The following is a 26317-nucleotide window of genomic DNA, read 5'->3' on the forward strand; positions in this document are numbered from 1 at the left end:
CGGCAGGTCGGGCAGTATGATGGAGGAGGTGAAATCGAAGGCGAGGCAGTCCGTGAAAACTAATGTCGGTGTATTTGGATTGGTCCTTGGATTTTTGTGGCAAATCTGCTCGCTTTCAGGAATCATCTCTCTTGAGCTTCTCGGGCATAACTATCTCCAAGGAGAGTTCCCGAATTGGGCCGGGTTTATTGGTGTCCTCAGTTTGGGGATTCTAATCCTTGGTGGCTGGCTGGGGGAGTTCCTAGGGAGCGTCAAGAACTAGTCCGCCTTCACTCGCATACTTCTCGACGAATACAAAACCCAGAGCAACCGCTAAGAAGCGTTAAATGCGGGAGAAGTGGGCCGGCGCGAATTCGAATCGCGGTTACGGCCACCCGAAGGCCGAAGGATACCAAGCTACCCCACCGGCCCGCACCCAGGGATTCGCGAGTGCGAGGTTTAACGTTTCCGAATCGGGGAACCGAGAGCGGGAGGAATCCGGGAACTGCGGCGGGGTGTAGCGGTCGGTCGACCGGCAGCGTCCGCGAGCCTGGTGCGGTCGTGGAGAGCGACGGAAGCCGGTGGTCCACGATTTCGACCACGTTCTCGGCGGCGTGCAACGTGGCCGGCCTGGGCGTCGGTTCTGTCCCCGCTGGAGTCCCCGGTAGGGCCAGATTTCAGTCGTCGTGCTAGGGAGCGCGCGAGCCCAGCACCGAGAAAAGTTCTCCTATCCTGCAGATTGCTTGTGCTGCCGGAAAGATTTCTTTACCGAATTAGGAAACCATTAATACGCGACGGCAGCAAATGCCCGACGATGACTAGGTCCAACCGCGACTGGTGGCCGAACCAGCTGAATCTGGAGATCCTCGACCAGAACGCCCGCGAACTGGGTCCGATGGGCGAGGAGTTCGACTACGCCGAGGCGTTCCAGAGCCTCGACCTCGACGAGGTGAAGGCGGACATCGAGGACGTGATGACGACCTCCCAGGACTGGTGGCCGGCCGACTACGGCCACTACGGCCCGCTGTTCATCCGGATGGCGTGGCACAGCGCCGGGACGTACCGCACCAGCGACGGCCGCGGCGGCGCCGCCGAGGGCGCCCAGCGGCTCGCCCCGCTCAACAGCTGGCCCGACAACGCGAACCTCGACAAGGCGCGCCGACTGCTCGAGCCGGTCAAGCAGAAGTACGGCCGCGAGCTCTCCTGGGGCGACCTGATCATCCTGGCCGGGAACGTCGCCATCGAGTCGATGGGCGCGAAGACGTTCGGCTTCGCCGGCGGGCGCGAGGACGCCTTCGACCCCGACGAGGCCGTCGACTGGGGGCCCGAGGACGAGTGGGAAGCCTCCGAACGCTTCGACGAGGACGGCGAACTCCAGACCGGCCTCGGTGCCACCGTGATGGGACTCATCTACGTGAACCCGGAGGGCCCTGACGGCAACCCGGACCCGGAAGCCTCCGCGGCGAACATCCGGGAGTCGTTCAGCCGGATGGCGATGAACGACGAGGAGACGGTCGCGCTCATCGCCGGCGGGCACACGTTCGGGAAGGTCCACGGCGCCGACGACCCCGAGGAACACGTCGGGCCGGAGCCCGAAGCGGCCACCATCGAGCAGCAGGGCCTCGGCTGGGAGAGCGAGCACGGCTCGGGCAAGGGCGCCGACACCATCACCAGCGGCATCGAGGGCCCCTGGACGCAGGCACCGACCGAGTGGGACGCGGGCTACCTCGACAACCTGCTCGAGTACGAGTGGGCGGCCCAGAAGGGGCCCGGCGGCGCCTGGCAGTGGCTCCCGGTCGACGAGGAGCTCCGTGACGCCGCACCGGACGCCCACGGCGACGAGGGCGTGACGCCGATGATGCTCACGACGGACATCGCCCTGAAGCGCGACCCCGAGTACCGTGAGATCGTCGAGCGCTTCCAGGAGAACCCGATGGAGTTCGGCATCAACTTCGCGAAGGCCTGGTACAAGCTGACCCACCGCGACATGGGGCCGCCCGAGCGGTTCCTCGGCCCGGAGGTCCCGGACGAGGAGATGCTCTGGCAGGACCCCCTCCCGGACGCCGACTACGACCTGGTCGGAGAGGCGGAGGTCGCGGAACTCAAACAGGAGATCCTCGACTCGGAGCTCTCCGTCTCCCAGCTGGTCAAGACGGCCTGGGCGGCGGCGGCGACGTACCGCGACAGCGACAAGCGCGGCGGCCCGAACGGCGCGCGCATCCGCCTCGAACCGCAGCGCAGCTGGGACGTGAACGAGCCCGCGGAGCTCGAGACGGTGCTGGAGACCCTCGAGGGAATCCAGGACGAATTCAACCGCTTGCGGTCCGACGACGTGCGGGTCTCGCTCGCCGACCTGATCGTGCTGGGCGGTAACGCGGCCGTCGAGCAGGCGGCGGCGGACGCCGGCTACGACGTCGACGTTTCGTTCGAGCCGGGGCGTGCCGACGCCACCCAGGAGCAGACCGACGTCGACTCCTTCGACGCGCTGAAGCCGAAGGCCGACGGGTTCCGGAACTACCTCGGGAACGAGGTCGAGCGGCCGGCGGAGGAACTGCTCGTTGACAGGGCCGAACTGCTCAACCTGACCGCATCGGAGATGACGGTGCTGGTCGGCGGGCTGCGCGCGCTGGACGCCAACTACGAGCAGTCCGACCTCGGCGTCTTCACCGACCGGCCGGGGACGCTGACCAACGACTTCTTCGTGAACCTGCTCGACATGGATACGGAGTGGGAGCCGGCCGCGGACGCCGAGAACGTCTACGAGGGCCGCGACCGCGAGACCGGCGAACTCGAGTGGACGGGGTCCCGCGTGGACCTCCTCTTCGGGTCGAACTCCCGGCTCCGGGCCATCGCGCAGGTCTACGGCGCCGAGGACGCCGAGGAGAAGTTCGTGCGTGACTTCGTGGACGCGTGGGGCAAGGTCATGCACCTCGACCGCTTCGACCTCGAGTAACGCCTCGCGTCTCTCTCTTTGCAGTTCTCCGTTCTTCAGGACAGAAGCGACGGCCTCCCCCGTCAGCAGTCGGCGTTGTCCTCGACGTACGCGACGGCCGCAGCGGGCGTCTCCACGTCCGCAACGTGGGGCGCGTCGGGCGCGCCGATACCCGCGATTGGTCGGTCGTAGACGGACGCGAAGCCGACCTCCGAGAGCGTGCCGCCGGACCCCGAGACGGCGATGGCGGCGTCCCCGTTCATCACGACGAGCGCGTTCCGGGCGTGCCCGAGTCCCGTGGCGATAGCGGTGTCGACGTAGTCGTTCGCGGCGCTGTGATGTTCGCCGGGGAGGATGCCGACTGTGTGGCCGCCGGCCTCGCTCGCGCCGCGGCAGGCCGCCTCCATCACACCGCCGAGACCGCCGCAGACGACGGTGTGCCCCCGCTCGGCGAGCAACCGACCGACGGCCTGTGCGTCCTCGAGTGCGGCGTCCGAGGGTGCGCTCGCGCCGATGACACTCACGCGCATCAGTAGTCGGTGAAGCCGTCGGTGTCGAGATAGTTGTGCGTGACGGTGACGGTGTGGTCGGCGTGGAGCACCTCGGGGCCGACGCGAACCCGCCGGTCGCTCGCCTCGGCGAGCAGCGCGGCCTCGCGCTCGGTGAAGTCGTTGTGGTCCGAGAGCACGAAGACGGGGTCCGCGGGCGGTTCGAGGTCCGCGAGCGGCGTGCCGTCCTCGTGGAGTTCGACGACAGTGCCGTCGACGTCGTCGAGGACGGCCTCGAAGCCGCGCGTCGAGACGTGGATGCCGGGCGTCGACTCGGCCTCGCGGTGGCCGATGGCCCGGTCTTTGGCCTCGATGGCCTGCTGGAGGAGGCTGGCGACGTTGCGCTCGTCGGGACTCATGTACCGCAACTCGCTGCCGTCGATGCGCACGGTCACCTCGTCGGACAGCACGAGCCACACCTGCACGTCCTCGCGGATGCCGTGGGAGAGGAACAGCGCCGCGCTCACGCAGCGGCAGAGCACGTCGAGTCGGCCCGCGCCGCCCGAGAGGTCGTCGAGCGGGAACTCTGGGTCGGTGGGCGCGTCGTGCCCGAGGACGACGAACTGGCGCATGGGTGGTCTGTCGGCTGGGCGTGGCTTACGTGCATCGGGTTCATGAAGAGAGATGGAAGTGTCTCGAAGAAAAGGGAAATCCGGGACGGCAATCAGTGGCTTGGCTTTCACCCACCATGATTTCCACCGCGAAATTAAGAAGCGCGTCCTTCGGGCCACTGATTGCGTTTACGTTCTGTCTGGCCACCATTCAGACGGTCGTATATGTCTGTTCCAACTTCTTCAGCTCCGTCAAGTCCCCAATAAAACAGTGCGACAAGAGTAACCATTAGAAACGCTGCAATTGTCATTCCCGATGTAGCTGGTATTCCGCTTGCTTGCACCGATTGGTACGATAGAATGCCGCCAATTCCGCCACTCAGTACGTCTTTTGCTGCTTCGTTGAATCGTCGCTGTGTCATTTCCTATTCGGAATTTGGATTCAGCACGTCAATAGACTGGCTGCTTGACAGATTTTCCGCGATCCCCTCGTGGTGTTGAGACCCGGTGATGAGGCACGCCTTTTGATACTCTTTGGAATGGTTGGCGATTTTCTCAGAAATGAATTTGTCCCGTAGCGATGCCGTAGCGGCCACGTAGACTATGAATATTAGGACTGCTTGAAAGGCCAACATGAGTAAATACGTTGTTGATAATGCCGGAAAGTCCGGAATTCCCCAAGAAAAGGGCCAAGTGATCGCCAACCAGTTCGCCAACCCCCAGAGTTTGCGGTTTTCATAGATCTGGACCGAGTGTGGGATATCAACCGAGATACGGTCTGTGTCATATTTCTCAATCAATTCTTTGCCGACATTTCTATCGCTCCCAAAGAATCGCTGAAGACCGGCCACAATCACGTACTCCCAGAGAATCATCATGACACTCAGGATGGGCGCGTAGAGAAAGAGAAACGCCTCTTCTCGGAGTTCAATCGTCTCGTTTGGCTCCTCAATAAACACGACATCTGGACTACCAAGTTCAGATTCAGCCTGGCTGACCCGCCCCGCCGGGTCAGTTACTGCATGACTACCAGAGTCAATATACAAATCCATGTCATCTCTGCTGAGATGACGGATAATAATTGTACTGCCGGTTTTCCGAGTGGACTTCGATTTCTCCTTGACACCGGAACCAACAGTAGAGAATTTCCCGGCGCTTTCCAACCCGAGTGTGGAAAAACACCCCGAGAACCAGGCCGCTACTTTTTTCACGACTACCTTTCGAGTATAGAACATGAATCTCCGAATCCTCGTCGCGCCCGCGCTGTACGGCGGCGTCGCGGCCGCCGTCGTCGCCGCTGCCGGGTACGCGGTCGCCGACTGGCAGTCTGTCACGCTGTTCCTTCCGGCGGTCGTCTACGCGTTCGTCGGCATCACGGCCGTCGGGCTGCTCGCCGGCTCCGCGAGCTTCAACGAAGCCGCCGAGGACACCGAGACGCACGTCGACCAGGACTCAGTGTTCTCCGCACCGACCGAGGCCGGAGGTCCGCGGCGCCTGCTGTTCATCTGCTTCTTCCTCGCGCTCACGCTCGCCGGCATCGTCGGCGGCGTGCTCCTCGGGTAGCCCGGCGCGGGCGAGCGCCGGGGTCGCCGCCAGCGGACCGAAGAGTACGTACCACCACGCAACGACACCACCCACATGACCATCCTGGAGGACGCGCGGCGGGTGCTGGCGGAGGACCCCATCTGCGACGCCTGCGTCGGGCGGTGTTTCGCGGACCGGAGTTTCGGGCTGACGAACGCCGAGCGCGGGCGGGCGCTCCGGACGACCGTCGCGCTGGAGGAGGACGAGCCCTACGAATCCCCTGACACCGCGGACTGCTGGGTCTGCGAAGGGGCCTCTGGGCGCTTCGAGGCGTTCGCCGAGTTAGTCGCCGAGGCCCTCAAGGACGAGGAGTTCGACACCTACCAGGTGGGGACACGGGCGCCCCCATTAGTCGAGGAGAACGAGACGATGCTGCGGGACCTCGCGGGCCTCCCCGAGGACGCGGGCGAGCAGTTCAAGTCCGAGTGCAACCGGGAGGTCGGCAAGCGCGTCGGGCAGGCGACGGGCGCGGAGGTGGACTTCGGGCGGCCGGACGTCCTCGCGATTCTGGACGTCGAGGACGAGACGGTCGACGTGACCGTGAACTCGACGTTCGTCTACGGGCGCTACCGGAAACTCGAGCGCGGCATCCCGCAGACGAAGTGGCCCTGCAGCGACTGCAACGGGACCGGGACGCTCGTGGACTCGCCGTGTCCGCACTGCGACGCCACGGGGTTCCTCTACCCGGAGAGCGTCGAGCAGTTGACCGCGCCGCCCGTCGTCGAGGCGATGGACGGCGGGGAGGCGTCGTTCCACGGCGCGGGCCGCGAGGACATCGACGCGCTGATGCTCGGCACGGGGCGGCCGTTCGTCGTGGAGGTCCAGCGCCCGCAGGACCGCCACCCGGACGCCGAGGCCCTGGAGGAAGCCATCAACGAGTACGCGGAGGGGAAAGTCGAGGTGGAGGGCGTCCGCCTCGCCGCCTACGACATGGTCGAGCGCGTGAAGGAACTCGACGCGAAGAAGCGCTACCGCGCGCAGGTGGAGTTCGATGCCCCCGTGAGCGAGGACGACTTCGAGGCGGCGCTTGCCGAACTCGACGGTGCAACCATCGAGCAGGAGACGCCACAGCGCGTGAGCCACCGGCGCGCTGAACTCGTTCGCACGCGCGAGGTGTACGACATCGACGGCGAACAGACGGACGACACCCACGCAATCGTCGAGATAGAGGGCGAGGGCGGCCTCTACATCAAGGAACTCGTCTCAAGCGACGACGGCCGCACTGTCCCGAGTCTCGCGGGCCTGCTCGGCGTCGAGGCGACGGTCACGGCGCTCGACGTGGTCGCCGTCGAGGGCGAGGCTGAGGCCTTCGAGGACGAGGACTTCTTCCGCTGATGGCCTTCGGCGTCGACGAGGCGGGGAAGGGACCGGTGCTCGGGTCGATGTTCGCGGCGGCCGTCGCGGGCGACCCCGCGGACCTCCCCGACGGCGTCGCGGACTCCAAGCGCCTCGCGCCCGAGCGCCGCGACGAACTCGACGAGCGAATCCGGGCGCGCTGCGCGGTCGGCGTCGCCGAGATTCCGGTCGCGCGCATCGACGACCCGGAGACGGACATGAACGCGCTCACCGTCGCCGCACAGGCCGACGCGCTCTCGCAGGTCGCCAGCGACGGCCTCGCGGGCCACGTCGACGCCGGCGACGTCGACGCCGAGCGCTTCGGCCGCAGGGTCGCAGACGCCGTCACCGCGGACGTCGACATCACGGCCGAGCACGGCGCCGACGACGAGTACGACTTCGTCGCGGCGGCGAGCATCGTGGCGAAGGTCGCCCGCGACAGCCACGTCGCGGAGCTCGCTACCGGCCACGGGGACGTCGGGTCGGGCTACCCCAGCGACCCCACCACCCGAGAGTTCCTGAGCGAGTACGTCCGCGAGCACGGCTGTCTACCGGACTGCGCCCGGGAGTCCTGGCAGACGAGTCGGGACGCGCTGGCGGCCGCCGAGCAGTCTGGGCTCGACGAGTTCTGAACGTCAGTAGCGCCCCCGGAGGACGTAGTACGCCGCGCCGAGGACGAACAGGACGCCGAAGCCGACGACGAGCAGGGGTTTGTCGCTCTGCTCGTGCTCGAGGAACGCGTTCCCGGGGGCGTCGGTCGGGACGTACGCGGTGACGGTGTCCCCGGGCCCGCCGTCGATCTGGTCGCGGGCCTTCTCCCTGCTCCCGAACTCCCGCGGGAGCGTCCCGGGGTAGACGTTCGAGGAGGTGAACGTCTCCCCCTCGTAGGTGTAGTTGTACGTCGCCACTGGGCTGTACGTATCGCCCTTCCCGCTGTGTTTTTCTACGGAGACGTCGAGGAGCGTCGCATCCACCATCGTCGTGTCGTCAAGTGCCGACGTCTGGGCCTGGTAGCTGTACGCGCCGTACCCGATAGTGGCGAGACCGAGGAGGACCGCGAGGGCGACCTGGAGTCTGCTGGAGGGACCGCTGAGTTCCATGACCGATGGCTCACGACGCCCCCGGAAAAATCTGGTCGAGTAGACGAGCCCAATGCACACCCTTTTCGTCGCCAGCGTGCAACCGTGCGAGAACGATGGCAGTACAGCGTTTCGACGCGCCGACCCCGACCGAGTTCGTCGACGCGGCGAAGGCGGCGTTCCGGGACGGCGCGGTGTTGACGGTGCAGGGCCGCTGCGAGGTGGAGTACGAGGGCCGGACGAGCGGCTACCTCGGGGACGGCGACCGCCTGCTCGTGGCCAAACCAGACGGCACGTTCCTCGTCCACCAGCCGACCGGGCACAAGCCCGTCAACTGGATGCCGGGCGGCGGGACGGTCGAGGCTCGTGAGAGCGACGGCGACGTCGTGCTGCTCGCGCGGCGCACGAACCCCAGCGAGCGCGTCGAGGCCCGCATCCGGGAGGTGTACGGTGTCACGCGCTACGACGCGGAGGACGGCGCGACGTACGAGGAGTCCGGCACGGAGGCCGAGATGCACGAGTACATCGAGGCGAACCCCGACGTGCTCGAGGAGGACCTCCGCATCGTCGAACACGAGCGCGAGACGAAGTACGGCTTCGTCGACTTCTACGCGGTCGACCGCGACGGCACGCCCGTGGTCGTGGAGGTCAAGCGTATCCAGGCGACGCTGAACCACTTCGACCAGTTGCAGCGCTACGTCGACCTCTACGAGGGAACGAACGACTCGGTTCGGGGGATGCTAGTCGCGCCGTCGGCCTCCGAGCGCGTCCAGCGCGCGCTCCGGGACAACGACCTGGAGTTCGTCGAACTCGCGGAGTTCGGCCTCGACGCGAAGGGCGCGATGGAGGCCAAGCTCACGGACTTCTGAGCCGCGTCAGGCCGCGCGGAGCCGCATCGTTACCCGGCTGCCGCCCTCGTCGCCGTCGTCGAACAAGAGGTCGCCGCCGTAGCTGTCGAGGGTCCACTTCACGAGCCACAGCCCCAGCCCGCTGCCGTGGTCGAGCTGCGTGAGTTCACGCTCGCCGAGCACCGCTTCCCGCTCGACGGCCGGAATGCCGGGGCCGTCGTCGCGGACGGCGACGTCGACGTGGTCGCCGTCCCGGGCCGCCGCCACTTCGACGTGCGGGTCCGCGCTGTCGTTGTGCTCGACGGCGTTCTCGACAAGTTCCTCGACGGCGTCCCCGAGGCGGTCGCCCGCCACGGCGGTCACGCCGTCGGCGACGTCGGTTTCGATGGTCGCGTCCGGGGTGGCCTCGCATTGGGCAGCCACGACGTCGTCGATGGTCGCCGCGAGGTCGACGTCGCGGTTCCCGGCGGACCCGTCCTCGAAGAGGTCAGTGATCGACGTGATGGTCTCGTACATCTCCGCGAGGTCCCCGCCCGCGTCGTGGATGTCGTCGGCGGTCGTCTCCGGGTCGTCGCCGTCCCGCACCCGGCTGGCGTAGCTGTAGAGGTACTGGGCCTTCGTGCGGAGGTTGTGGCGCACGAGTCGGGTGAGCACGGCGAGCTTCTGGCGCTCCCTGGCCAGCGCGGCGGCGCGGACGCGGCGCGCGTCGTTGACGCCGATGAGGAGGTGTGCGACCGCGCTCACGCCGACGACGACGGCCCCGGAGAACAGCGGCGCCGGCGGTACGGCTGCGACCGCCGCCTGGTAGACGTACAGCAGGCCGACGGCGGCGCTGGTGACGAAGACGCCGAGCGTGGTCCACCCCCCGATGCGGAGCGTCTGCGTGGTCGTGAACGACGACCGGTAGACGCCGACGCTGCCGGCCGCGAGTGCGGCCCCGACCAGCGCCCCGAACCCCGCGAGCAGGAGGCCCGACAGCGGCGGAGTCTCGGTAACGGCGTGTTCGAGAACGATACCCGCGACGGCGAGTCCGGTAGCACCGACGACCGCTGAGGCGACCGCTCGGCGAACATCGACCATGGCCCACACCGAGTACGAACGACGTTAAACGTACTGCTCCCGGCGAGTGCTTGCTGCTCTCGGAGAAGTGACGGGCGGTAGAACGACGGCGGTCCCGGTGCGCTACCGGTTGTCCGTCAGCAGGCGACGGAGGATGTCGCCGTACGCCGGTCGCGTGATGATGACCCCGATGAGCACGCCGAGGATGGTGACGATGGCGAACCCGCGGAGGTCACCCAGCGAGAGCACGGCCAGCGGCGACATCGCGATGATGGTGGTCACCGCGGCCGCGCCGATGATCCACAGCGCCTTCCGGAAGCGGCTCTGGAAGACGCGGCTGGAGGACACCTCCTCGGTCATCACCTCGTCGGCGATGATGACGAGGTCGTCCACCCCTGTCCCGATGACCGCGATGAGCCCCGCGATGTGCGAGAGGTCGAGCGCGAGCCCGGAGACCGCCGCGAACCCGAGCAGGATGACCACCTCAGAGAGCGCGGTGAACACCATCGGGATGGCGACCTTCGCCTCGCCGTAGCGGGCGAAGACGGTGAGCGCGACGGCGATCGCGGCCGCGATGCCGGTCACGAGCGACAGCGGCTTGTACCGCTCGGCGAAGCTCGGCGCGACGTAGTAGGAGTCCTCGAAGTCGAGTTCGGCCGGGAGCGCGCCGGCACGGAGGTTCACCTGCAGTTCGCGGGCCTCCTCCATGGAGTTCGCCGTGACGACGAACGTCGGGTTGCTCTCGAACTCGCCGCTCTCGATGAGGTTGGCGAGTCCGGGCCCCATGTTCGCGGAGTAGACGACCTCGCCGTCGAGCACCGTCAGCAGACAGTGACTGGTCCCCTCCTCGGCGGGGAACTGGCAGTTGCGGATGCCCTGGCTCGACGTGAACCCGTACTGCTGCATCTGGTTGGCGAACCGTTCGGCCGCCTGCGGGGTGAGCTCGACCGGGACCTGCGGCTGGCCGGTCTGGGGGTTAGTCGTCGGCGGGTCGACCTGCGCGAGGTCCTCGCTACCGAGCACCGTCGCGTTCGTCTGGTTGCCGTTCTGCGGGTAGTACGCCCACATCTCGACCTCGCCGCGGCCCTCGATGAGCCGCTGGACCTGGGAGGCGTTGCGGCCCGGCACCTCGACGACGATGTACTGCTCGCCGCCCCCGCGCGGGTTGACGTCGTAGACGGACGCGCCGGAGAAGCCGGTCTGGTCGACCTTGCTCGAGATGGTGCTGACGATGGTGTCCCGTGTCGCCTCGGTCACGCCCTGGCGGACCTGCCGTGGCTGGTAGCCGAGTTCGGTGAGCGCGGTGCGGACCTCCGCGACCGAGTTGTTCGAGTACACCTCGACGACGTCCTGGAGGGGGCGGGCGCGGACGCTACTGTTGTCCAGGGAGAGCGCCGCCGCGACCTCCTGTTCGATGGCCCGCTCGTTGTCCTCCGTGACGGTCACGTTCTCGGCGGTGACGCCGACGACGGACGCCCGCAGGCGGACGCCGCCGGAGAGTTCGAGCCCGTAGTTGAGATTCGTGGGCCGGTCGACGCTCTCGCCGTCGGCGTTCGTGCCGCTCGCGCCGATGCCGGGCGCGAACAACGCGACCGAACTGGCGAGCAGCAGGACCACGAGGAAGCTGACGCGCCAGTTCTCGCGGAGCCAGCTCATCGTGCCACCCCCTCGAATTTGTACCACCGCAGCAGCGTGACGTTCATGAGATATGTGTTCATCAGGTCAGCGGTCAGGCCGAACACGAGCACGATGCCGATGTCCGTGAGCAACTGGATGCCGAAGATGTAGGAGACGACGGACATCACGGCCATCGCGATGATGGACGTGACCGTCATCGTGACGCCGGTGCGCATCGCCCGCTCGACGCTCTCCCAGAAGCTCCCCGAGCGGCGCAGCACCTGGTTGTTGAGGAGAATGTCGGAGTCGACGCTGTAACCGATGAGCATCAGCAGCGCGGCGACGGTCCCCAGGGAGAGCTCGATGCCGAAGACGTTCATCAGCGCGAGCGGGATGACGATGTCGCTGAACGCCGAGAGCACGACGGCGATGCTCGGCACGAACGTTCGGAACAGGAGGAAGACGACGACGCTCATCCCGACGAACGCGCCCGCGACGCCGAGCAGGGCGAGCTCCTGGGTCGACTTGCCGAACGTGGCGGTGCTGCTCTGGGACTGGACGACCTCGTAGCCGGCGTCGGTGGCGGCGTTAGTGATGTCGTTCTGGACCGCCTCGTCGGTGGTCTGGAACTCGAGGAGGTAGCTGTTGCCGTCGGTACCGATGGGGCGGATGGAGGTGACGTCGTGGCCTCGGTCCGCGAACGCGGAGACGACCTCGGACTGCGAGGCGCCGGTCTCGACGACGATCTCCGTCCCACCCGTGAACTCGATACCGAGGGCGACCGGTGACCCCGTGAGGGCGAACGTCGCGCCGAGGATGGCGAGCGCGACGACCAGGACGGCCAGCGGGGGGGCGACGAGTTCCCGCATGGAGTACTGGCTGAGGTCGACCTCCGGGACCTCGAAACTGGGCATGGCTTCCGGTCGGGAGCCACGCAGGATAAGGCTTCTTATAGCCGACCGGCGAACTGGCCGACAGAGCGACCCGAGCCATTCGGCAGCAGGCACAAGAGCGTGGCAGTCCTACACGGCTGCATGACCACGAAGCACGTCACGCTCGCCTACCCGTCCGACGTGAGCAACTGGGGCCGCGACCAGTTGACGACGGACCACATGCGGGCGTACCTCAAGCGCACCCAGGGACCGGCCCGCGAGGGCGACGTCTGGGAGGTGTTCCTCGACGTCGGCTGCTGTGGGGACAGCCCGGACGTCCCCCTCCGCGTCGTAGCGATAGACGGCGACGGGGAGCTGGACGAGGAGACGGAGATCGAGTTCGTCGAGGGAGAGGCCTGTGGCGTCAAGTCGGGCTGGGAAGTGCAGAGCCAGGCGGGGCCGCAGGCAGACGAAGTTTAGCGGGCACAGAGAACGGGCAGCGGCCCACTGACTACGGCAGGTAACGCACGCTGAGGAAGTCCTCGCCGGAGCGGATTTCGACGCGCTCGATGCCGATTCTCGCGGCCCGGGCGACCGTCTGGTCGTCGATTCGGACGTCCTCGACGGCCTCTTCCACCGAGTCAGTTGGCACCGAGAGTACGTGGACCTCGCCGACGCCCGCGCGCTCCGTGGTCGTGAGTTCGCCCTCGCCGAGGTCGGCGGCCATCGTCTCGACCTGGCGCGTGGGCGCCTCCTCGCTCACCTCGACGGGGATGCGCTTGCGCTCTTCGACGTCAACGACGCTGTACGTGACGCCCATCGGGGGGTCTGGTGCGACGGTCGCCGTCAGCACCTCGCCGGCCTCGACGCCCGGGTTCTCCGAGAGCGTGTGCACCTGCGCGTCCGACACGTCGGAGAGAATCGCGGAGTCGTCGTCGGCTTCCGCGACGAAGAACGTCGCTGTCTTCTCGTCGGTCATTGTGGCTCGGTTGGCGGCCTCGCTGTTTCCCTGTTTCGACGTAAGATTGTGATACTGTGTCATACGCGGGAAGAACTGAACTCAGCATCAACGTCGTCCAGAACGCCCCGGCCATCTCGACTCCCGGGACTCGCTGTGCTCCTCACTACGTTGCGGTGCTTGCATCGTCCGGGTTCGTCGAGATGGCCGGGGCGTTCAGTCCCACCTCTTGCCAATTGACCAGCCGGAATCGGGCAGGGTTGAAAGGGGCGGTCGGCTACGGGAAGCCCGGCGAAGCAAGCAACGCAGACCGAAGGTCGAGGAGCGTGGTTCGAGAGAGCTAGGCTCTCTCGTCATCACGAAAGACGGCTGCGCCGTCTTTCGAACGACAGCGAGCCGCGCGACCGTAGCCGGCCGGGGCTTTCGAGGTAGTAGTCTCACTACCTCTCGCGGACACAGAGTCCCCGAATCTCACTGCGAGCCATAGCGGCGGTGGACGGCGTAGACGACCAGCGCGCCGACGAGCGGCACCACCGGGGAGGCCAGGCCCGGAATCGCGTAGAGGAACTCGACGACTGGCGCGAACAGCCCCGTGGGCTCCGGTCGCGCCACCAGTTCGCCGTTCGTCCGGAACTGCGGGGGCATCGACGCGACCACGCCGAAGTAGACCGAGAGGACGAACGCGTAGCCCGCGGCCCCGAGCGCGGCGTCGTACCGCGGCGCGACCGGCGTCTCGCGGCGGTGGCGCCGGGCGACCAGCAGGACGGGGCCGACCAGCGGCGCGAACACGAACAGGCCGACGACCACGTAGAACGTCCGAGAGAGCGTCAGCGACCCGCCGCGGGCGCCCGCCGTGTTGCCGACGAGCACGACCAGCGCGCCAGCCATCAGGAACGCGAAGAGGGCGCCGAGCAGACCGCTCACGACGACGTAGCTCCGGAACAGCCGGGAGTCCGACTGGCGGAACGCGTACGGGTACGCCGTGAGCAGGCCGGAGTAGCTGTCGAAGCGCCCCATCGACAGTGGGTCGGCGCCCACGGAGCAAAAGCACGGCGACTTAAGCCAACGGCTCCCCGCATAGGTCGTATGCACGTAGACCTGGGGAACGCGCTCGCCGAGACGGCGACGCCGGGGGTCCCCGAGGACGCGCTCACTCGCCTCGACGAGCGCGTCGCCGACGCACACGACCGCATCGCAGCGGGGATGGCCGACGACAAGTTCGGCTACGCCGCGCTGAACCTCCCGGAGACCGCCGACGCCGACGCCGTCCGCGAGGCCGTCGAGCCGTTCGCCGACAGCGAGACGCTGCTGACCGTGGGCATCGGCGGCAGCGCGCTCGGCGCGGCGACGCTCGTCGACGCCCTCGACTCGGACCTCGACTGCCACTTCCTCGACAACGTCGACCCCGAACACGTCACCGGCCTGCTCAACGACGTCGACCTCTCAGAGACGGCAGTCCACGTCGTCTCGCGCTCCGGGACGACCGCGGAGACGCTCGCGAACTTCCTCGTCGTCCGCGAGGCGATGGCCGACGCGGGCGTCGACTGGACCGAGCGCACGTTCGTCACCACCGGCCTCGACGGCAACCTCCGGGACCTCGCCGACGAACACGACCTCCCAGCGCTGGCAGTCCCCGAGGGCGTGCCCGGCCGGTTCTCCGCGCTCTCGACGGTCGGCCTCCCCGCGGCGGCGCTCGCCGGCCACGACGTCGAGGCGATTCTCGCGGGCGGCCGGGACGGGATGGACGCGCTCGCCGACTCGCTGTTCGACTGCCCCGCGTACGCCTACGGCGCGGTCGCGTACGCCCTCGACCAGCGCGGCGCGAGCACCAACGCGATGATGCCGTACGCGGAGGGCCTAGAGACGTTCGCGGAGTGGTTCGCACAGCTCTGGGCGGAGAGCCTCGGGAAGGACGGCCTCGGCCAGACGCCCGCGCGGGCGCTCGGCGCCACCGACCAGCACAGCCAGCTCCAGCTCTACCGCGCGGGGCCCCGGGACAAACTCGTCACGCTCGTGCGGCCCACAGAGCGCGCGGACCGCGACATCCCCGAAACCGAACTCGAGGGCCTCGACTACCTCGCGGGCCACAGCCTCGGCGACCTGCTCGACGCGGAGTTCGAGGCCACCGAGGCGAGCCTCGCCGAGTCGGGCGTGCCCAACGTCCGCGTCGAGATAGACGCCGTCGACGAGCGCTCGCTCGGCCGCCTGCTGTACGACATGGAGGCCGCCTGCATGCTCGCCGGCGAACTGTACGGCGTGGAGACGTTCACCCAGCCCGCCGTCGAGTGGGGGAAGGAGGCAGCCCGCGGCCTGCTGAGGGGGGAGGAGTGGCTGCCGGAGAAACGCCACCTCGGCGTCGAGTAGCGCGCCGCGAGCGGCACGCCTAAGCAGGCGGGGCCCGCAGCGCCGGACGTGAACGACCGGTACGCGCAGACCGTCGGGTTCGTCGTCGCGGGCGTCGGCCTCGCCGCCACCTTCCTCGACTGGGCGCCCGTCGCGGAACTCGTGACGCTGACTGCCGGCGGATTCGCGGGCCTCGCCGCGCTCGCGTTCGCGCTCCGCCGCCACGGCTCCGGCCCCGACTGGCTCGACGCCGTCGCCGCCGTCGCCGGCGGCGGCCTCGTCCTCGCGTCGGCGTACGCGATTCTGGGCATCACCGGGACCCTCCCGCGCGGCCCCCTGCTCGCACTGCTCGCCGGTCTCGCTGCCGTGAGCGCGGGCGCCGCCGCCGTCGCGGGTCTCGAGAAGGCGGGCGTCCACGAGCGCGAGCGCCGGACGTTCGTGGCGGTGGTCGTCTCCATCGCGGCGCTGCTGTTCGGCGGCCTGCTCGCGGCCGTCGTCGTCGCCTTCCTCCCGGCGAATCCGCTCGTCCAGGTGCCCGTGAACACCACCATCGCGAGCGTCGGGTACGGCATCGCGGGAATCGTGTTCGTGCGCTCGTTCGACGGCGGCATCGACGTGAGCCGCCCGGACCGGCGGGACCTGCTCGTCGCCGGCGTCGGCGTCGTCGCCATCTTCGCGGTCCACGTGCTCCTGAACGTGGTCGTATCGACGTTCTCGCTCCCCCAGAGCACCCACAGCCTCGTCGAGACGGCGAAGGCCCACCCCGAGATTCTGCCGCCGCTCGTCGTGGTGTCGCTGGTCGCCATCGGTCCGGGGGAGGAGCTGCTCGCGCGCAACGGCGTCCAGAAGTACCTCGACGGGGCGTACTCCGGGCGCGCGGCCATCGTCGCCGCGTCGCTCGTGTTCACGGGGAGCCACCTGCTGGCGTACACCGGGGCTGGCGCGCCACCGGGCGCGGTGCTCGTGACGCTCTCCCGGCTCTTCCTCGTCTCGCTGGTCCTCGGCGTGGCCTACGCGCGAACCGACGACCTGTTCGCGCCGGTCGTCGTCCACGGCGTCTACGACGCCGTCCAGTTCGGGCTCGCCTACGTCGCGTTCACGTAGCGTCTGACGCCGGGCTGACTAAGTATTACGTAGCAGTGTCGTGAATGGAAAGAGCGTGCCCCAGAAGTTCTCCGTCGTCTGTGACGATTCGCTCTCGGCGGACATCGAGGAGCTGGCCCGGGAGTACGACCTCTCGGAGCAGGAGGTGCTCCGCCAGCTCATCGAGAACGGGCTCGATGAGGTCAGCTAGCGGGGGCGTTTCCGTGAGAGGTCGCTCCCGCAGACCGGACAGCGGTCCTTCGACTCGTCGAACTCGCGGCCGCAGCCCGCACACTGGAAGTTCCAGTCGCGGCGCTCGTCGATGCCTTCCTGGGCGATGACGTCGACAGTGACGCCGAGTTCGTCGGCCACGTTCTGCATCGCGTAGTCGTCGGTGACCAGCGTCCCCCCAAGTTCGTGGGCTACCGCGAGCAGGCGCCGGTCCGTCTCGGAGAGTTCCCTGTCGTCGCCCGTCCGCTTGGCGGCGTTCCTGACCGCGCGGAGCGCCGCCTCCCCGGGCACCTGCACCTGCATCCCGCTGCCCGAGGCGGCGTCGAAGCGGAAGCCAGCGGAGTCCGTCAACTCCTCGCGGACCTCCGGCACCGACGCCGTCGGTCCGTCCACGTCGTACTCGTGGATGAACGCCGACGAGTCGAGAACGTGCACTATCGCTCGACGACGATGTAGTCCTTCACCGCCTGCACGCGTCCGACCGGTACCCGGTAGCGCCCCTGTTCGTCGGTCGGGAAGTCGATGTTCACCGTCGAGTCCTCGTGCTCCTCCACGAGGAGGTGTTCGAGTTTCCCGCTCTTCAGGTCCATCGTGATGTTGTACAGCATCCCGAGTTCGGTGCCGTCCGACCCCATCACGGCCTTCCCGGAGAGGTTCTCGGCGAGGATGTCGGCCATATCCGCTTCCACTGCCGGGATTCACATAAACCCCGCGGGGTCGTCGGACGGGCGTACGACGACTAGGGTAGTCTGCTGAGTACCCAACCGGCAGCCTGGTGGATCGAAAGGGCGAGGGTGGCTCGCGGACGAAGTGCGCGATCCGCGCGAGGGCTTTCTGGCGTTCACCGCCTACCGCTACGGTATTCAGCTGCCCAGTCACACCCATCCAGCGCATGGAACAACCCGGGTACTCGCCTGCGTTACGATGGAATTATACGATACCGCGCGCTCTGTTCGGGTAACGACCGTTCTCTCGGAGGATTCTACTATGTCCGACGCAGACACCACGGAAACCACCGGGGACCTCCGCACGCCAATCGTGGCGGTCCTCGGCCACGTCGACCACGGGAAGACCAGCCTCCTGGACAAGATACGCGGCTCCGCCGTCATCGAGGGCGAGGCCGGCGCCATCACCCAGCACATCGGCGCGACAGCCGTGCCGCTGGACGTGGTGTCGGAGGTCGCGGGCAGCCTCGTCGACCCGACGGAGTTCGACCTGCCGGGCCTGCTGTTCATCGACACGCCCGGCCACCACTCGTTCTCGACGCTGCGCTCGCGGGGCGGCGCGCTCGCGGACATCGCCATCCTCGTCGTGGACGTCAACGACGGCTTCCAGCCCCAGACCGAGGAGGCCATCCGCATCCTCAAGGACACGGGGACGCCGTTCGTCGTCGCGGCGAACAAGATAGACACCGTGCCGGGGTGGAACCCCAACGAGGACTCGCCGGTCCAGCAGACCTACGAGGCCCAGTCCGACCGCGTCAGGTCGGACCTCGACGAGAAACTGTACGAACTCATCGGCGAACTCTCCGACGCGGACTTCTCATCGGACCTCTACTGGCGCGTCCAGGACTTCCAGTCGAACATCGGCGTCATCCCGGTGTCCGCGGAGACCGGCGAGGGCGTCCCCGACCTCCTCACGGTGCTGATGGGGCTCGCACAGCGCTACATGAAGGCCGAGATGGAGGTCAACATCGACGGGCCGGGCGCCGGGACGGTCCTCGAGGTGAAAGACGAACAGGGGTTCGGGACGACCCTCGACGTCATCCTCTACGACGGCACCGTCCGGCAGGGCGACCAGATCGTCGTCGGCGGGAAGAACGACCCCATCGTGACGGAGGTGCGCGCGCTCCTGAAGCCACGCGAACTCGCCGAGATCCGGACGGAGAAGCGCTTCGACGACGTACCCGAGATGCAGGCCGCGGCCGGCCTGAAGATAGCGGCGCCCGACCTCGACGACGCGATGGCGGGCGCGCCGGTACGCGCCGTCGGCGACCGAGACGTCGAGACCGTCGTCGAGGAGGTGGAGGCCGAACTCGCGGAGGTCGCCGTCGAGACGGAGGAGGAAGGCGTCGTCGTGAAGGCCGACACGCTCGGCAGCCTCGAGGCGCTCGTCAACGCCCTCGAGGAGGCCGAGATTCCCGTGATGTCCGCGGAGGTCGGCGACGTCGCGCCCCGCGACGTGGCGATGGCGACCACCGTCGACGAGGAGAAACACCGCGTCCTCCTCGGGTTCAACGTCGAGGTGCTCGCGGCGGCCGAGCAGAAGGCCGAGAACGAGGACGTCAGACTGTTCGAGAGCGACGTCATCTACCAGCTCGTCGAGGAGTACGAGACGTTCGTCGACGAGCGCGAGCGCGAGCAGAAGGAGGCCATCTTCGAGAACATCGTGCGGCCCGCGCGGTTCCGCATCCTGAAGGACCACACGTTCCGCCAGAGCGACCCCGCCGTCGTCGGCGTCGAAGTGGTCTCCGGGACGCTGAAGCGCAACACGCCGGTCGGCCGCATCGAGGGCAACGAACTCGACCGCGTCGGCGTCGTGAAGGGCATCCAGGACCAGGGAGAGGACGTCGACGAAGCGCGGGCTGGCAACCGCGTCAGCGTCTCCATCGACGGGCCGACGGTCGGCCGCGACATCGAGGAGGGCGACGAACTGTGGGTCGACCTCCCGGAGAAACACGCGAAGGTCCTCGAGCAGGAACTCGCCGAGGAGATTCCCGCCGACGAGCGCGAGGCACTGAAGGCCTACCTCGAGATTCAGCGCAAGCGCGACCCCTTCTGGGGGAAGTGAGGCCCGGAGACTGACACGCGGCGGAGAGTAGAATGTTAGTCTCCAGCGGTCCTACGCCCCACTGCGAGGTGGATTGTATGCGAGCCGACCAGCCAATCGACAGTCGAATCGCACGTGAGCTGGGCGACTCCGTCGCGCCGACTCCCGACTACCGCAAAGAACTGCAGAACTAGCGTGCCGTCCGCGGAACGTCGTCGCCGAGCGCGGCCTTTACCTGGAGGGCGGCGCTGGCGGCGAGGCCGCGAGCGACCTCCTCGCGGTCTTCGTCGGAGATGAGGTCGTCGTCCGCGAGGTTCTCGAACTCGGGGGTGAACCCCGCGCTGACCGGGTTGCCGACCGGCGGTCGGACGGCGACGGTCACCTGGACGCCGTTGTTCCCGTCGCTGATCTCGGAGCCGACGACGAACTCGTCGGGGAGGTAGTCCCTGGTTCGGGCGGCGATCTGTGCGGTGGAGGCACGCAGCGAGCGCCGCTGGGTCGCCGTCAGGTCGGCGCTGGACTGCTCCACACCGCTGTACGGCGTGTTCCCGTGCATTGTCCCCTTATAGGACCCCCCCACGTAAAGGCCTTTTACTGTGGGAAGGATTCGCACTCAGTGAATCGGCTCGCTCCGGCCGTACGTTGCGACGACGACTGCCGCCGCGTACTCGCCGGCCGCGGCGTCCGTGCTCACCGTCCGCGTCGTCTCCCCGGTGAACGTCCAGTCCCGGAGTTCGCGGCCCGCGGCGAGGCCCGCCTGCACGCGCTCGGCCACAGTCTCGGGGTCCGTCTCGCCGGCCGCCTCGTAGAACAGTCCCGGTCCGCCCTCGCTCTCGTCCCAGGCCAGTCCCGCGCTAACTTGCCCCGGGCCCGCGGCGTTGGCGTGCGCCTGGACGACGGTCAGGCGGTTCCCCGCGGAGCCGAGGTCGGGGGCCGTCCCCACCACCTCGACGTCCGCGTCGGCGGGGATCACCGAGGAGACGGAGACGAGGTTGTAGTTGTGGAGGTTCGCGTCCGCGAGCGCGGCGTCGTAGGCCGCCATCTCGGTCGGCCCCGCGCCCGTCCCCCAGGCGATTCGGATAGTCATACCCCGGGGTAGCGGGGCGGCGAGGTAATGGGCTTCGATTCCGCGCCCGGGGAAAAGGGGAAGCTACTGGATGTAGCTCGGGTAGCTCGGGCCGAGGTCGCCGTCCTCGCCCTCGTTGACGAGCTTCGCGAAGGCGTCGTCGAAGTCCTCCCGGCGGACCTCCTGGCGGTCGTCGCGGATGGCGAACATCCCGGCCTCGGTCGTGAGGCTGGCGAGTTGTGCGCCGGAGAAGCCGTCGGTCTGCTCCGCGAGGTCCGAGAAGTCGACGTCCTCGGCGACGTTCATCTCGCCGGCGTGGATCTCGAGGATGCGCTCGCGAGCCTCGACCTCGGGGTGGGGGACCTCGATGAGGCGGTCGAAGCGGCCCGGGCGCAGGATTGCGGAGTCGAGCATGTCGAAGCGGTTGGTCGCGGCGATGATGCGGACGTCGCCGCGCTCATCGAAGCCGTCCATCTCGCTGAGCAGCTGCATCATCGTGCGCTGGACCTCCGCGTCGCCGCTCGTCTTGGAGTCCGTGCGCTTGGCGGCGACGGCGTCGATCTCGTCGATGAAGATGATGGCAGGCTCGTTCTGGTCGGCAAGCTCGAAGAGGTCCCGGACCAGCCGGGAGCCCTCGCCGATGAACTTCCGGACGAGCTCGCTGCCGGCCATCTTGATGAACGTCGCGTCGGTCTGGTTCGCGACGGCCTTCGCGAGCATCGTCTTCCCGGTGCCGGGCGGCCCGTGGAGCAGGACGCCGCTCGGCGGTTCGACGCCGACGGCCTCGAACTTCTCGGGGTTGACGAGGGGGTCCTCGACGGCCTCCCGGACCTCGCGGAGCTGCTCCTCGAGGCCGCCGATGTCGTCGTACTCAACGCTCGGGGACTGGTCGACCTCCATCGCCTGGGCGCGAGCGTCCGTCTCGCTGTCGAGGACGCGCTGAACGCTGAACGAGTCGTTGATTGCGACCCGGTCGCCGACGTCCAGCTTGTCGGAGAGCCGCGGCGACAGCTCCGTCAACACCTCCTGGTTGTTGCCGTGTTGCTTGATGACGGCGTCACCGTCGGAGGGCAGGTCCTCGACGGTGGCGAGGTACAGCGACGCCGTCTTCAGAGTCTCGTTCTCCGTCTGGAGGTGGTTGACCTCCTCGCGGAGCTCCTCCCGGCGCGACTCGACCTCGTCGAGTTGACTCTGCAGTTGCTCGTGCACTGCGAGAATCTCCCCGAAGTGGTCTTCGAGCGCGTCGAGGTGTTCTTCCGGCGGTGACTCGGGGTCGATATCGAGCGTCGGCCGGTCGGGCAATGAGGGACTACGCGACATTCGTTGCCCGTCCTAGGGGCCGGGCGTAGAAGTTCCTTTGGGTAGGCGGAACGCCTTCCGACCGCCGCACGTCAGACGGTTTTCGGGCTAGTCGCTCGTTACTCGACGAGTGTCTCGGCTTCGCCGAGGTAGTCGTCGTAGACGCCGAGCGCGCGCTCGATGGGGTCGCTCGTGGACATGTCGACGCCGGCGTCACGGAGCAGTTCGAGGGGGTACTCACTGGAGCCACGCTCGAGGAACTCGAGGTAGCGGTCGGCGGCCGGCTGACCCTCCTCGAGGATGTCCTGGACGAGCGCGACGGCGGCGGAGATGCCCGTGGAGTACTGGAAGACGTAGAAGTTGTAGTAGAAGTGCGGGATGCGCATCCACTCGCGGCGGATGTGGTCGTCGACGTCTGCGTTCGCGTAGTAGGCTTCCTTGCGCTCGCCGTACACCTCGTCGATGCGTTCGGAGGTCAGCGCCTCGCCCTCCTCGGTGAGGCGGTGGAGGCGCTGCTCGACGTCCGCGAACATCGTCTGGCGGTAGAGCGTCGAGCGGAACCGCTCGAGGTACTCGTTGAGGATGTGACGGCGGAACCGGTCGTCCTCGACGGTGTCCAGCAGGTGGTTGACGAGCAGCGCCTCGTTCACTGTAGAGGCGACCTCGGCCACGAAGATCTCGTACTGCGAGTAGACGTACGGCTGCTGTTCGCTCGTGTACTCGCTGTGGAGGCTGTGGCCGAGTTCGTGGGCCAGCGTGAACATCGAGGCGATGTCGTCCTGGTAGTTCATCAGGATGAACGGCTGGGTGTCGTACGTCCCCCCGGAGTAGGCGCCCGAGTACTTCCCGCGGTTCTCGTAGACGTCCACCCAGTTGGACTCGAGGCCCTCGGCGACCCGGTTCTGGTAGTCCTCGCCGAGCGGCGCGACGGCCTCCACGACGTGGTCCTTGGCCGCCTCGTAGCCGATCTCCGGGCTCTCGGAGTCGACGATGGGCATGTAGAGGTCGTACATCTTGAGCTCGTCGACGCCCAGGGCTTTCCGCTTCAGGTCGGCGTGGCGGTGGAGCTTGTCGAGGTTGTCGTCGACGGTGTCGACCAGGTTGTCGTACACTTCCGTCGGGATGTTGCCGCTGTCGAGGGCGGCCTCGCGGGCGGTGTCGTAGTTGCGCGCCTCCGCGAGTTTGACGTCACGCTTCATCTGGTTCTTCATCGTCGAGCCGATGGTGTTCCGGACGTCGCTGATGGTCTCGTAGAACGACTCGTGGACGGTCTGGCGGAACTCGCGGTCGGGCTCTTTCAGGAGTTTCGTGAGGTTCGCCTGCGAGATTTCGACCCCCTCGCCGTCGGGGTCCTCGACGGTCGGGAACTCGAGGTCGGCGTCCGTGAGCATGTTGTACGCGTCGCTCGGGGCGCCGAACACCTCGCTCAGGTCGCTGAGTAGCTCCTCGACCTCAGCGGAGCGGGTGTGGGGCTTCATCCGGAGCACGTCGTCGAAGTAGTGCTCGTACTCCTCGAGGCCCTCCGTGGACTCCACCATCGACTGGAGCTCCTCGCGGCTGCAGTCCTGGAGTTCGGGGTCGAAGTAGGAGCTCGCGCTCGACACGTCAGCCATCAGGCTGGCGCCGCGCGCCTTCAGCGCCTGGTACTCCTGGTCGCGGGTGTCCTCGTCCGAGCGCATCCGCCCGTAGGAGGCGACCTTCTCGGCCTCGCGGTGGATCTCGTTGCGGAGGTCGAGCGCCTCGAGGAGCGTCTCGCTGTCCTCGGTGAGGCGGCCCTCGTAGGCCTCGAGTTCGCCCAGTTCCTCGGACAGCTGCTCGTACGCCTGTTCCCAGTCCTCGTCGCTCGCGTAGATGGACTCCAGATCCCACTTGTAGTCGTCGTCTCGCTCGCCGCGTTCGGGGACGCTGCTCATACCAACCTGGTCCGTGGCAATTCGGTTAAACGTTCCCAAACGATGCGTGCGTGCCGCCAAATCGGGGCGGGAGAGGACTCCGTCGGGGCGTAGTTTTTCCCGGACGCCCCGCGTACTTCCACTCATGACCGACGAGGACGCGCGCGGCGTCGAGCGCGCGCTGGGACGGGCGTGGACCGACGAGGCGCCGTGGGACGTACTCACCGCACTCACCGAACTCGACGACCGTATGGCGGGCCACGAGGGCGAGCGCCGGGCGGCCGAACTCGCCGCCGACGCCTTCGCGGCGGCCGGCGCACGCGACGCGACCGTCGACGACTTCGACCTCACCGTCTGGACGCGCGGAGACTGCTCGCTCGCGGTGACCGAGCCCGTCGAGCGGAGCTTCGAGGCGCTCGCACTCCCGTACGCGCCTGCGGGCGAGGTGAACGGGCGACTGGTCGACGTCGGCTTCGGGACGGGGTCGGCGTTCGAGGACCGCGACATCGAGGGGTGCGTCGTCCTCGCGTCCACGGACAGCCCAGCCAGCGAGCGCCTCGTCCACCGCATGGAGAAGTACGGGCGCGCGGTCGACGGCGGGGCCGCGGGATTCGTCTTCTACAACCACAAGGACGGCCAGTTGCCGCCGACGGGGTCGCTGCGGTTCGGCGACGAGGGCGAGATTCCCGCCGTCGGCGCCTCGAAGGAGACGGGCGCGTGGCTCCAGGAGTACGCCGAGCGGGACGGCCGAGTGGCGCTCTCGGTCGACGCGACCACAGAACAGGGGACCGGTCGGAACGCCCACGCCGTCCTCGGACCCGACACCGACGAGGAGGTCGTCGTCGTCGCCCACCACGACGCCCACGACATCGCGGAGGGCGCACTCGACAACGGCTGCGGCGTCGCCACCGTGGTCGCGGCGGCGCGCGTCCTCGCCGAACTCGACCTGGACTGCAAGGTACGCGTGGCGACGGTCGGCGCCGAGGAGGTCGGCCTCCACGGGTCGACGGCGCTCGCCGACTCCCTCGACCCGGCGTCCGTCCGCGCTGTCGTAAACGTCGACGGCGCGGGCCGTTACCGGACCCTGCGGGCGTTCACGCACGGCACCGACGCGTTCGAAGCGGTCCTCGACGACCTCGCCGAGCGGACGGGCCACCCGGTCGAGGTCGACGAGAGCATCCACCCGTACAGCGACCACTGGCCGTTCCTCCGGCGGGGCGTCCCCGCCGTCCAGTTACACAGTGTCACGCCCGAACGCGGCCGTGGGTGGGGCCACACGCACGCCGACACCCGCGACAAGGCAGACTCGCGGAATCTCCGCGAGCACGGGATGCTGGCCGCGCTGCTCGTCCAGGACCTCACTCGCCGCGACGTCCCGCGGCCCGACCAGTCGGCGCTCCGCGACCAGTTGCTCGCCGCGGACGTGCGCCCCGGCATGGAGGCAGCGGGCGTCTGGCCCGCCGACTGGGAGTAGTCAGACGCCGTCCGCGACGTGGCCGGCGACCGCCGCGAGCGCGAGGCGGTCGTCCCGGAGCGCGGCGAACCGCTCGCGGGCGTGCGCCGCGGCTTCCTCGTCCACCGAGAAGTCGAGGTCGTAGTCCACGTCGTGGAGCACCAGCGGGTGCGGGTCCGCCGGCGGGACGCCCGCCCGGCCGTCGACCGGTTCCGAACCGAGTAGTTGGTCGATGCGGTCGAACGACGCGCCGGCCGCGACCTCCCGCACGAGCGAGACGACGCGGCGAACGAGTTCCCGGCAGAACCCCTCGGCGCGCAGCGTGAGGACGAGGAAGTCGCCTTCGCACACCAGTGACCCGGAGAGTGCCCGGACCGTGTTCCGGTCGTCGGGCGTGAGGTTGTGGAAGTCGTGCTCGCCGGTGAGCCGGTCCAGTGCGCGGCGGCCGCGCGAGTCGTCGGCCTCTGGACTCAAAAGGTAGTAGCTGTACTCGCGCCAGTTCGCGTCGTGGGTCGCGTGGAAGTCGGGTGGGGCGTCGGCGCTGGCCCACGCGTCGACGGGGCCGGGGAGTTCGGTGTTCAGCGCCGACGGCACGAGCCAGTCGGGTGCGTCGAACGCGATGGTTTGAGCGCGCGCCGAGACGCCCGCGTCCGTGCGACCCGCCGCGGCGTAGCCCGGGGGTTTCTCGCCCTCGAAGACGTCGAGTCGCCGGAGCGCGCCGAACAGTTCGTCCTCGACGGTCGTCACGTCCGGCTGGCGCTGGAAGCCGTAGTAGGGGCGACCGTCGTAGGCGACGCGGAACGCGCGACGGGGCATCGG

Annotated in this window: 29 protein-coding genes and 1 tRNA gene; 13 read left to right on the forward strand and 17 right to left on the reverse strand. The window is 68.0% G+C overall.

From position 1 onward, the window contains the following. Positions 1–16 precede the first annotated feature (16 nt). Positions 17–262, forward strand: coding sequence for a hypothetical protein (locus HALDL1_14795; GenBank protein ID AHG05394.1), 246 nt, complete (start codon positions 17–19; stop codon positions 260–262). Between the two features lie 76 nt (positions 263–338). On the opposite strand, the gene HALDL1_14800 is transcribed toward HALDL1_14795, so the two are convergent. Beyond that, positions 339–411 (reverse strand) — tRNA-Pro (locus tag HALDL1_14800). 382 nt (positions 412–793) lie between these two features. On the opposite strand from HALDL1_14800, the gene HALDL1_14805 reads away from it, so the two are divergent. Beyond that, complete coding sequence (locus HALDL1_14805; protein AHG04716.1) at positions 794–2932, forward strand: catalase/hydroperoxidase HPI(I); 2139 nt, start codon at positions 794–796, stop codon at positions 2930–2932. Positions 2933–2994: 62 nt separating this feature from the next. Here the strand turns inward: HALDL1_14805 and HALDL1_14810 are convergent, their stop codons facing one another. The 3 genes from HALDL1_14810 to HALDL1_14820 all read right to left on the reverse strand — a co-directional run bounded on the left by HALDL1_14810 (position 2995) and on the right by HALDL1_14820 (position 5062). Beyond that, entirely contained in the window at positions 2995–3441 is a 447-nt protein-coding gene (locus HALDL1_14810) for a hypothetical protein (protein ID AHG04717.1), read from the reverse strand. Next, a complete protein-coding gene (locus HALDL1_14815; protein ID AHG04718.1) occupies positions 3441–4031 on the reverse strand; it encodes a tRNA (pseudouridine-N1)-methyltransferase in 591 nt (196 codons plus the stop codon). Before HALDL1_14815 ends, HALDL1_14810 begins: the two co-directional genes overlap by 1 nt. A 404-nt stretch (positions 4032–4435) precedes the next feature. Continuing rightward, positions 4436–5062: a hypothetical protein gene (locus tag HALDL1_14820; GenBank protein ID AHG05395.1), complete on the reverse strand. Its 627-nt coding sequence runs from the start codon at positions 5060–5062 to the stop codon at positions 4436–4438. A gap of 181 nt (positions 5063–5243) precedes the next feature. Between HALDL1_14820 and HALDL1_14825 the strand changes: the two genes are divergently transcribed. The 3 genes from HALDL1_14825 to rnhB all read left to right on the forward strand — a co-directional run bounded on the left by HALDL1_14825 (position 5244) and on the right by rnhB (position 7561). Then, a complete protein-coding gene (locus HALDL1_14825) occupies positions 5244–5573 on the forward strand; it encodes a hypothetical protein (protein AHG05396.1) in 330 nt (109 codons plus the stop codon). 75 nt (positions 5574–5648) lie between these two features. After that, a complete protein-coding gene (locus HALDL1_14830; GenBank protein ID AHG04719.1) occupies positions 5649–6929 on the forward strand; it encodes a pseudouridylate synthase in 1281 nt (426 codons plus the stop codon). Next, on the forward strand, positions 6929–7561 hold the full coding sequence (rnhB, locus tag HALDL1_14835; GenBank protein ID AHG04720.1) for a ribonuclease HII: 633 nt from the start codon (positions 6929–6931) through the stop codon (positions 7559–7561). The genes HALDL1_14830 and rnhB overlap by 1 nt, the downstream gene beginning before the upstream one ends. A gap of 3 nt (positions 7562–7564) precedes the next feature. Here the strand turns inward: rnhB and HALDL1_14840 are convergent, their stop codons facing one another. Further along, entirely contained in the window at positions 7565–8029 is a 465-nt protein-coding gene (locus tag HALDL1_14840) for a hypothetical protein (protein AHG05397.1), read from the reverse strand. Between the two features lie 95 nt (positions 8030–8124). On the opposite strand from HALDL1_14840, the gene HALDL1_14845 reads away from it, so the two are divergent. After that, positions 8125–8877, forward strand: coding sequence for an endonuclease (locus HALDL1_14845; GenBank protein AHG04721.1), 753 nt, complete (start codon positions 8125–8127; stop codon positions 8875–8877). Between the two features lie 6 nt (positions 8878–8883). Here the strand turns inward: HALDL1_14845 and HALDL1_14850 are convergent, their stop codons facing one another. From HALDL1_14850 to HALDL1_14860, 3 genes are all read right to left on the reverse strand, one after another. Next, positions 8884–9936 (reverse strand): histidine kinase, encoded by a 1053-nt coding sequence (locus HALDL1_14850; GenBank protein AHG04722.1) that lies wholly within the window; start codon positions 9934–9936, stop codon positions 8884–8886. Between the two features lie 102 nt (positions 9937–10038). Then, on the reverse strand, positions 10039–11571 hold the full coding sequence (locus HALDL1_14855; protein AHG04723.1) for a preprotein translocase subunit SecD: 1533 nt from the start codon (positions 11569–11571) through the stop codon (positions 10039–10041). Continuing rightward, positions 11568–12446, reverse strand: a complete 879-nt coding sequence (locus HALDL1_14860; protein AHG04724.1) for a preprotein translocase subunit SecF — start codon at positions 12444–12446, stop codon at positions 11568–11570. The genes HALDL1_14855 and HALDL1_14860 overlap by 4 nt, the downstream gene beginning before the upstream one ends. A gap of 120 nt (positions 12447–12566) precedes the next feature. On the opposite strand from HALDL1_14860, the gene HALDL1_14865 reads away from it, so the two are divergent. Next, on the forward strand, positions 12567–12884 hold the full coding sequence (locus HALDL1_14865) for a hypothetical protein (GenBank protein ID AHG04725.1): 318 nt from the start codon (positions 12567–12569) through the stop codon (positions 12882–12884). Positions 12885–12915: 31 nt separating this feature from the next. Here HALDL1_14865 and HALDL1_14870 read toward each other — a convergent pair whose 3' ends face one another. Both HALDL1_14870 and HALDL1_14875 read right to left on the reverse strand, forming a co-directional pair. Then, positions 12916–13383, reverse strand: coding sequence for a hypothetical protein (locus HALDL1_14870; GenBank protein ID AHG04726.1), 468 nt, complete (start codon positions 13381–13383; stop codon positions 12916–12918). Between the two features lie 450 nt (positions 13384–13833). After that, complete coding sequence (locus HALDL1_14875; GenBank protein AHG04727.1) at positions 13834–14379, reverse strand: hypothetical protein; 546 nt, start codon at positions 14377–14379, stop codon at positions 13834–13836. Between the two features lie 69 nt (positions 14380–14448). Between HALDL1_14875 and HALDL1_14880 the strand changes: the two genes are divergently transcribed. Genes HALDL1_14880 through HALDL1_14890 form a run of 3 tightly spaced genes read left to right on the forward strand, consistent with a single transcriptional unit; the run spans position 14449 to position 16999 of the window. After that, the gene (locus tag HALDL1_14880; GenBank protein AHG04728.1) at positions 14449–15726 is read left to right on the forward strand and encodes a glucose-6-phosphate isomerase; all 1278 of its coding nucleotides are present in this window, start codon (positions 14449–14451) and stop codon (positions 15724–15726) included. 48 nt (positions 15727–15774) lie between these two features. Then, positions 15775–16809 carry an abortive phage infection protein gene (locus tag HALDL1_14885; GenBank protein ID AHG04729.1) on the forward strand — a complete coding sequence of 345 codons (1035 nt, stop codon included), beginning with the start codon at positions 15775–15777 and terminating at the stop codon, positions 16807–16809. Between the two features lie 55 nt (positions 16810–16864). Then, positions 16865–16999 carry a CopG family transcripitonal regulator gene (locus tag HALDL1_14890; protein ID AHG04730.1) on the forward strand — a complete coding sequence of 45 codons (135 nt, stop codon included), beginning with the start codon at positions 16865–16867 and terminating at the stop codon, positions 16997–16999. On the opposite strand, the gene HALDL1_14895 is transcribed toward HALDL1_14890, so the two are convergent. Next, positions 16996–17454 (reverse strand): DNA-binding protein, encoded by a 459-nt coding sequence (locus HALDL1_14895; protein AHG04731.1) that lies wholly within the window; start codon positions 17452–17454, stop codon positions 16996–16998. The two genes, HALDL1_14890 and HALDL1_14895, sit on opposite strands and share 4 nt — an antisense overlap. Next, complete coding sequence (locus HALDL1_14900) at positions 17454–17696, reverse strand: photosystem reaction center subunit H (GenBank protein ID AHG04732.1); 243 nt, start codon at positions 17694–17696, stop codon at positions 17454–17456. Before HALDL1_14900 ends, HALDL1_14895 begins: the two co-directional genes overlap by 1 nt. Positions 17697–18006: 310 nt before the next feature. On the opposite strand from HALDL1_14900, the gene HALDL1_14905 reads away from it, so the two are divergent. Continuing rightward, on the forward strand, positions 18007–19809 hold the full coding sequence (locus tag HALDL1_14905) for a translation initiation factor IF-2 (GenBank protein ID AHG04733.1): 1803 nt from the start codon (positions 18007–18009) through the stop codon (positions 19807–19809). Between the two features lie 77 nt (positions 19810–19886). Then, a complete protein-coding gene (locus tag HALDL1_14910) occupies positions 19887–19982 on the forward strand; it encodes a hypothetical protein (protein ID AHG05398.1) in 96 nt (31 codons plus the stop codon). Here HALDL1_14910 and HALDL1_14915 read toward each other — a convergent pair. From HALDL1_14915 to HALDL1_14930, 4 genes are all read right to left on the reverse strand, one after another. Then, positions 19979–20344, reverse strand: a complete 366-nt coding sequence (locus HALDL1_14915) for a hypothetical protein (GenBank protein ID AHG04734.1) — start codon at positions 20342–20344, stop codon at positions 19979–19981. The two genes, HALDL1_14910 and HALDL1_14915, sit on opposite strands and share 4 nt — an antisense overlap. A gap of 57 nt (positions 20345–20401) precedes the next feature. After that, on the reverse strand, positions 20402–20875 hold the full coding sequence (locus HALDL1_14920) for a pyruvoyl-dependent arginine decarboxylase (protein AHG04735.1): 474 nt from the start codon (positions 20873–20875) through the stop codon (positions 20402–20404). Between the two features lie 63 nt (positions 20876–20938). Next, positions 20939–22174 carry a peptidase gene (locus tag HALDL1_14925; protein ID AHG04736.1) on the reverse strand — a complete coding sequence of 412 codons (1236 nt, stop codon included), beginning with the start codon at positions 22172–22174 and terminating at the stop codon, positions 20939–20941. Between the two features lie 98 nt (positions 22175–22272). After that, complete coding sequence (locus tag HALDL1_14930; protein AHG04737.1) at positions 22273–24066, reverse strand: oligopeptidase PepB; 1794 nt, start codon at positions 24064–24066, stop codon at positions 22273–22275. A gap of 124 nt (positions 24067–24190) precedes the next feature. Here HALDL1_14930 and HALDL1_14935 point away from each other — a divergent pair, with 124 nt between their 5' ends. Next, positions 24191–25519 (forward strand): peptidase M28, encoded by a 1329-nt coding sequence (locus HALDL1_14935; protein ID AHG04738.1) that lies wholly within the window; start codon positions 24191–24193, stop codon positions 25517–25519. Here HALDL1_14935 and HALDL1_14940 read toward each other — a convergent pair whose 3' ends face one another. Beyond that, positions 25520–26314: a tRNA pseudouridine synthase A gene (locus HALDL1_14940; protein AHG04739.1), complete on the reverse strand. Its 795-nt coding sequence runs from the start codon at positions 26312–26314 to the stop codon at positions 25520–25522. Positions 26315–26317 lie beyond the last annotated feature (3 nt).

The organism is Halobacterium sp. DL1, from assembly GCA_000230955.3.
Classification (GTDB): domain Archaea; phylum Halobacteriota; class Halobacteria; order Halobacteriales; family Halobacteriaceae; genus Halobacterium.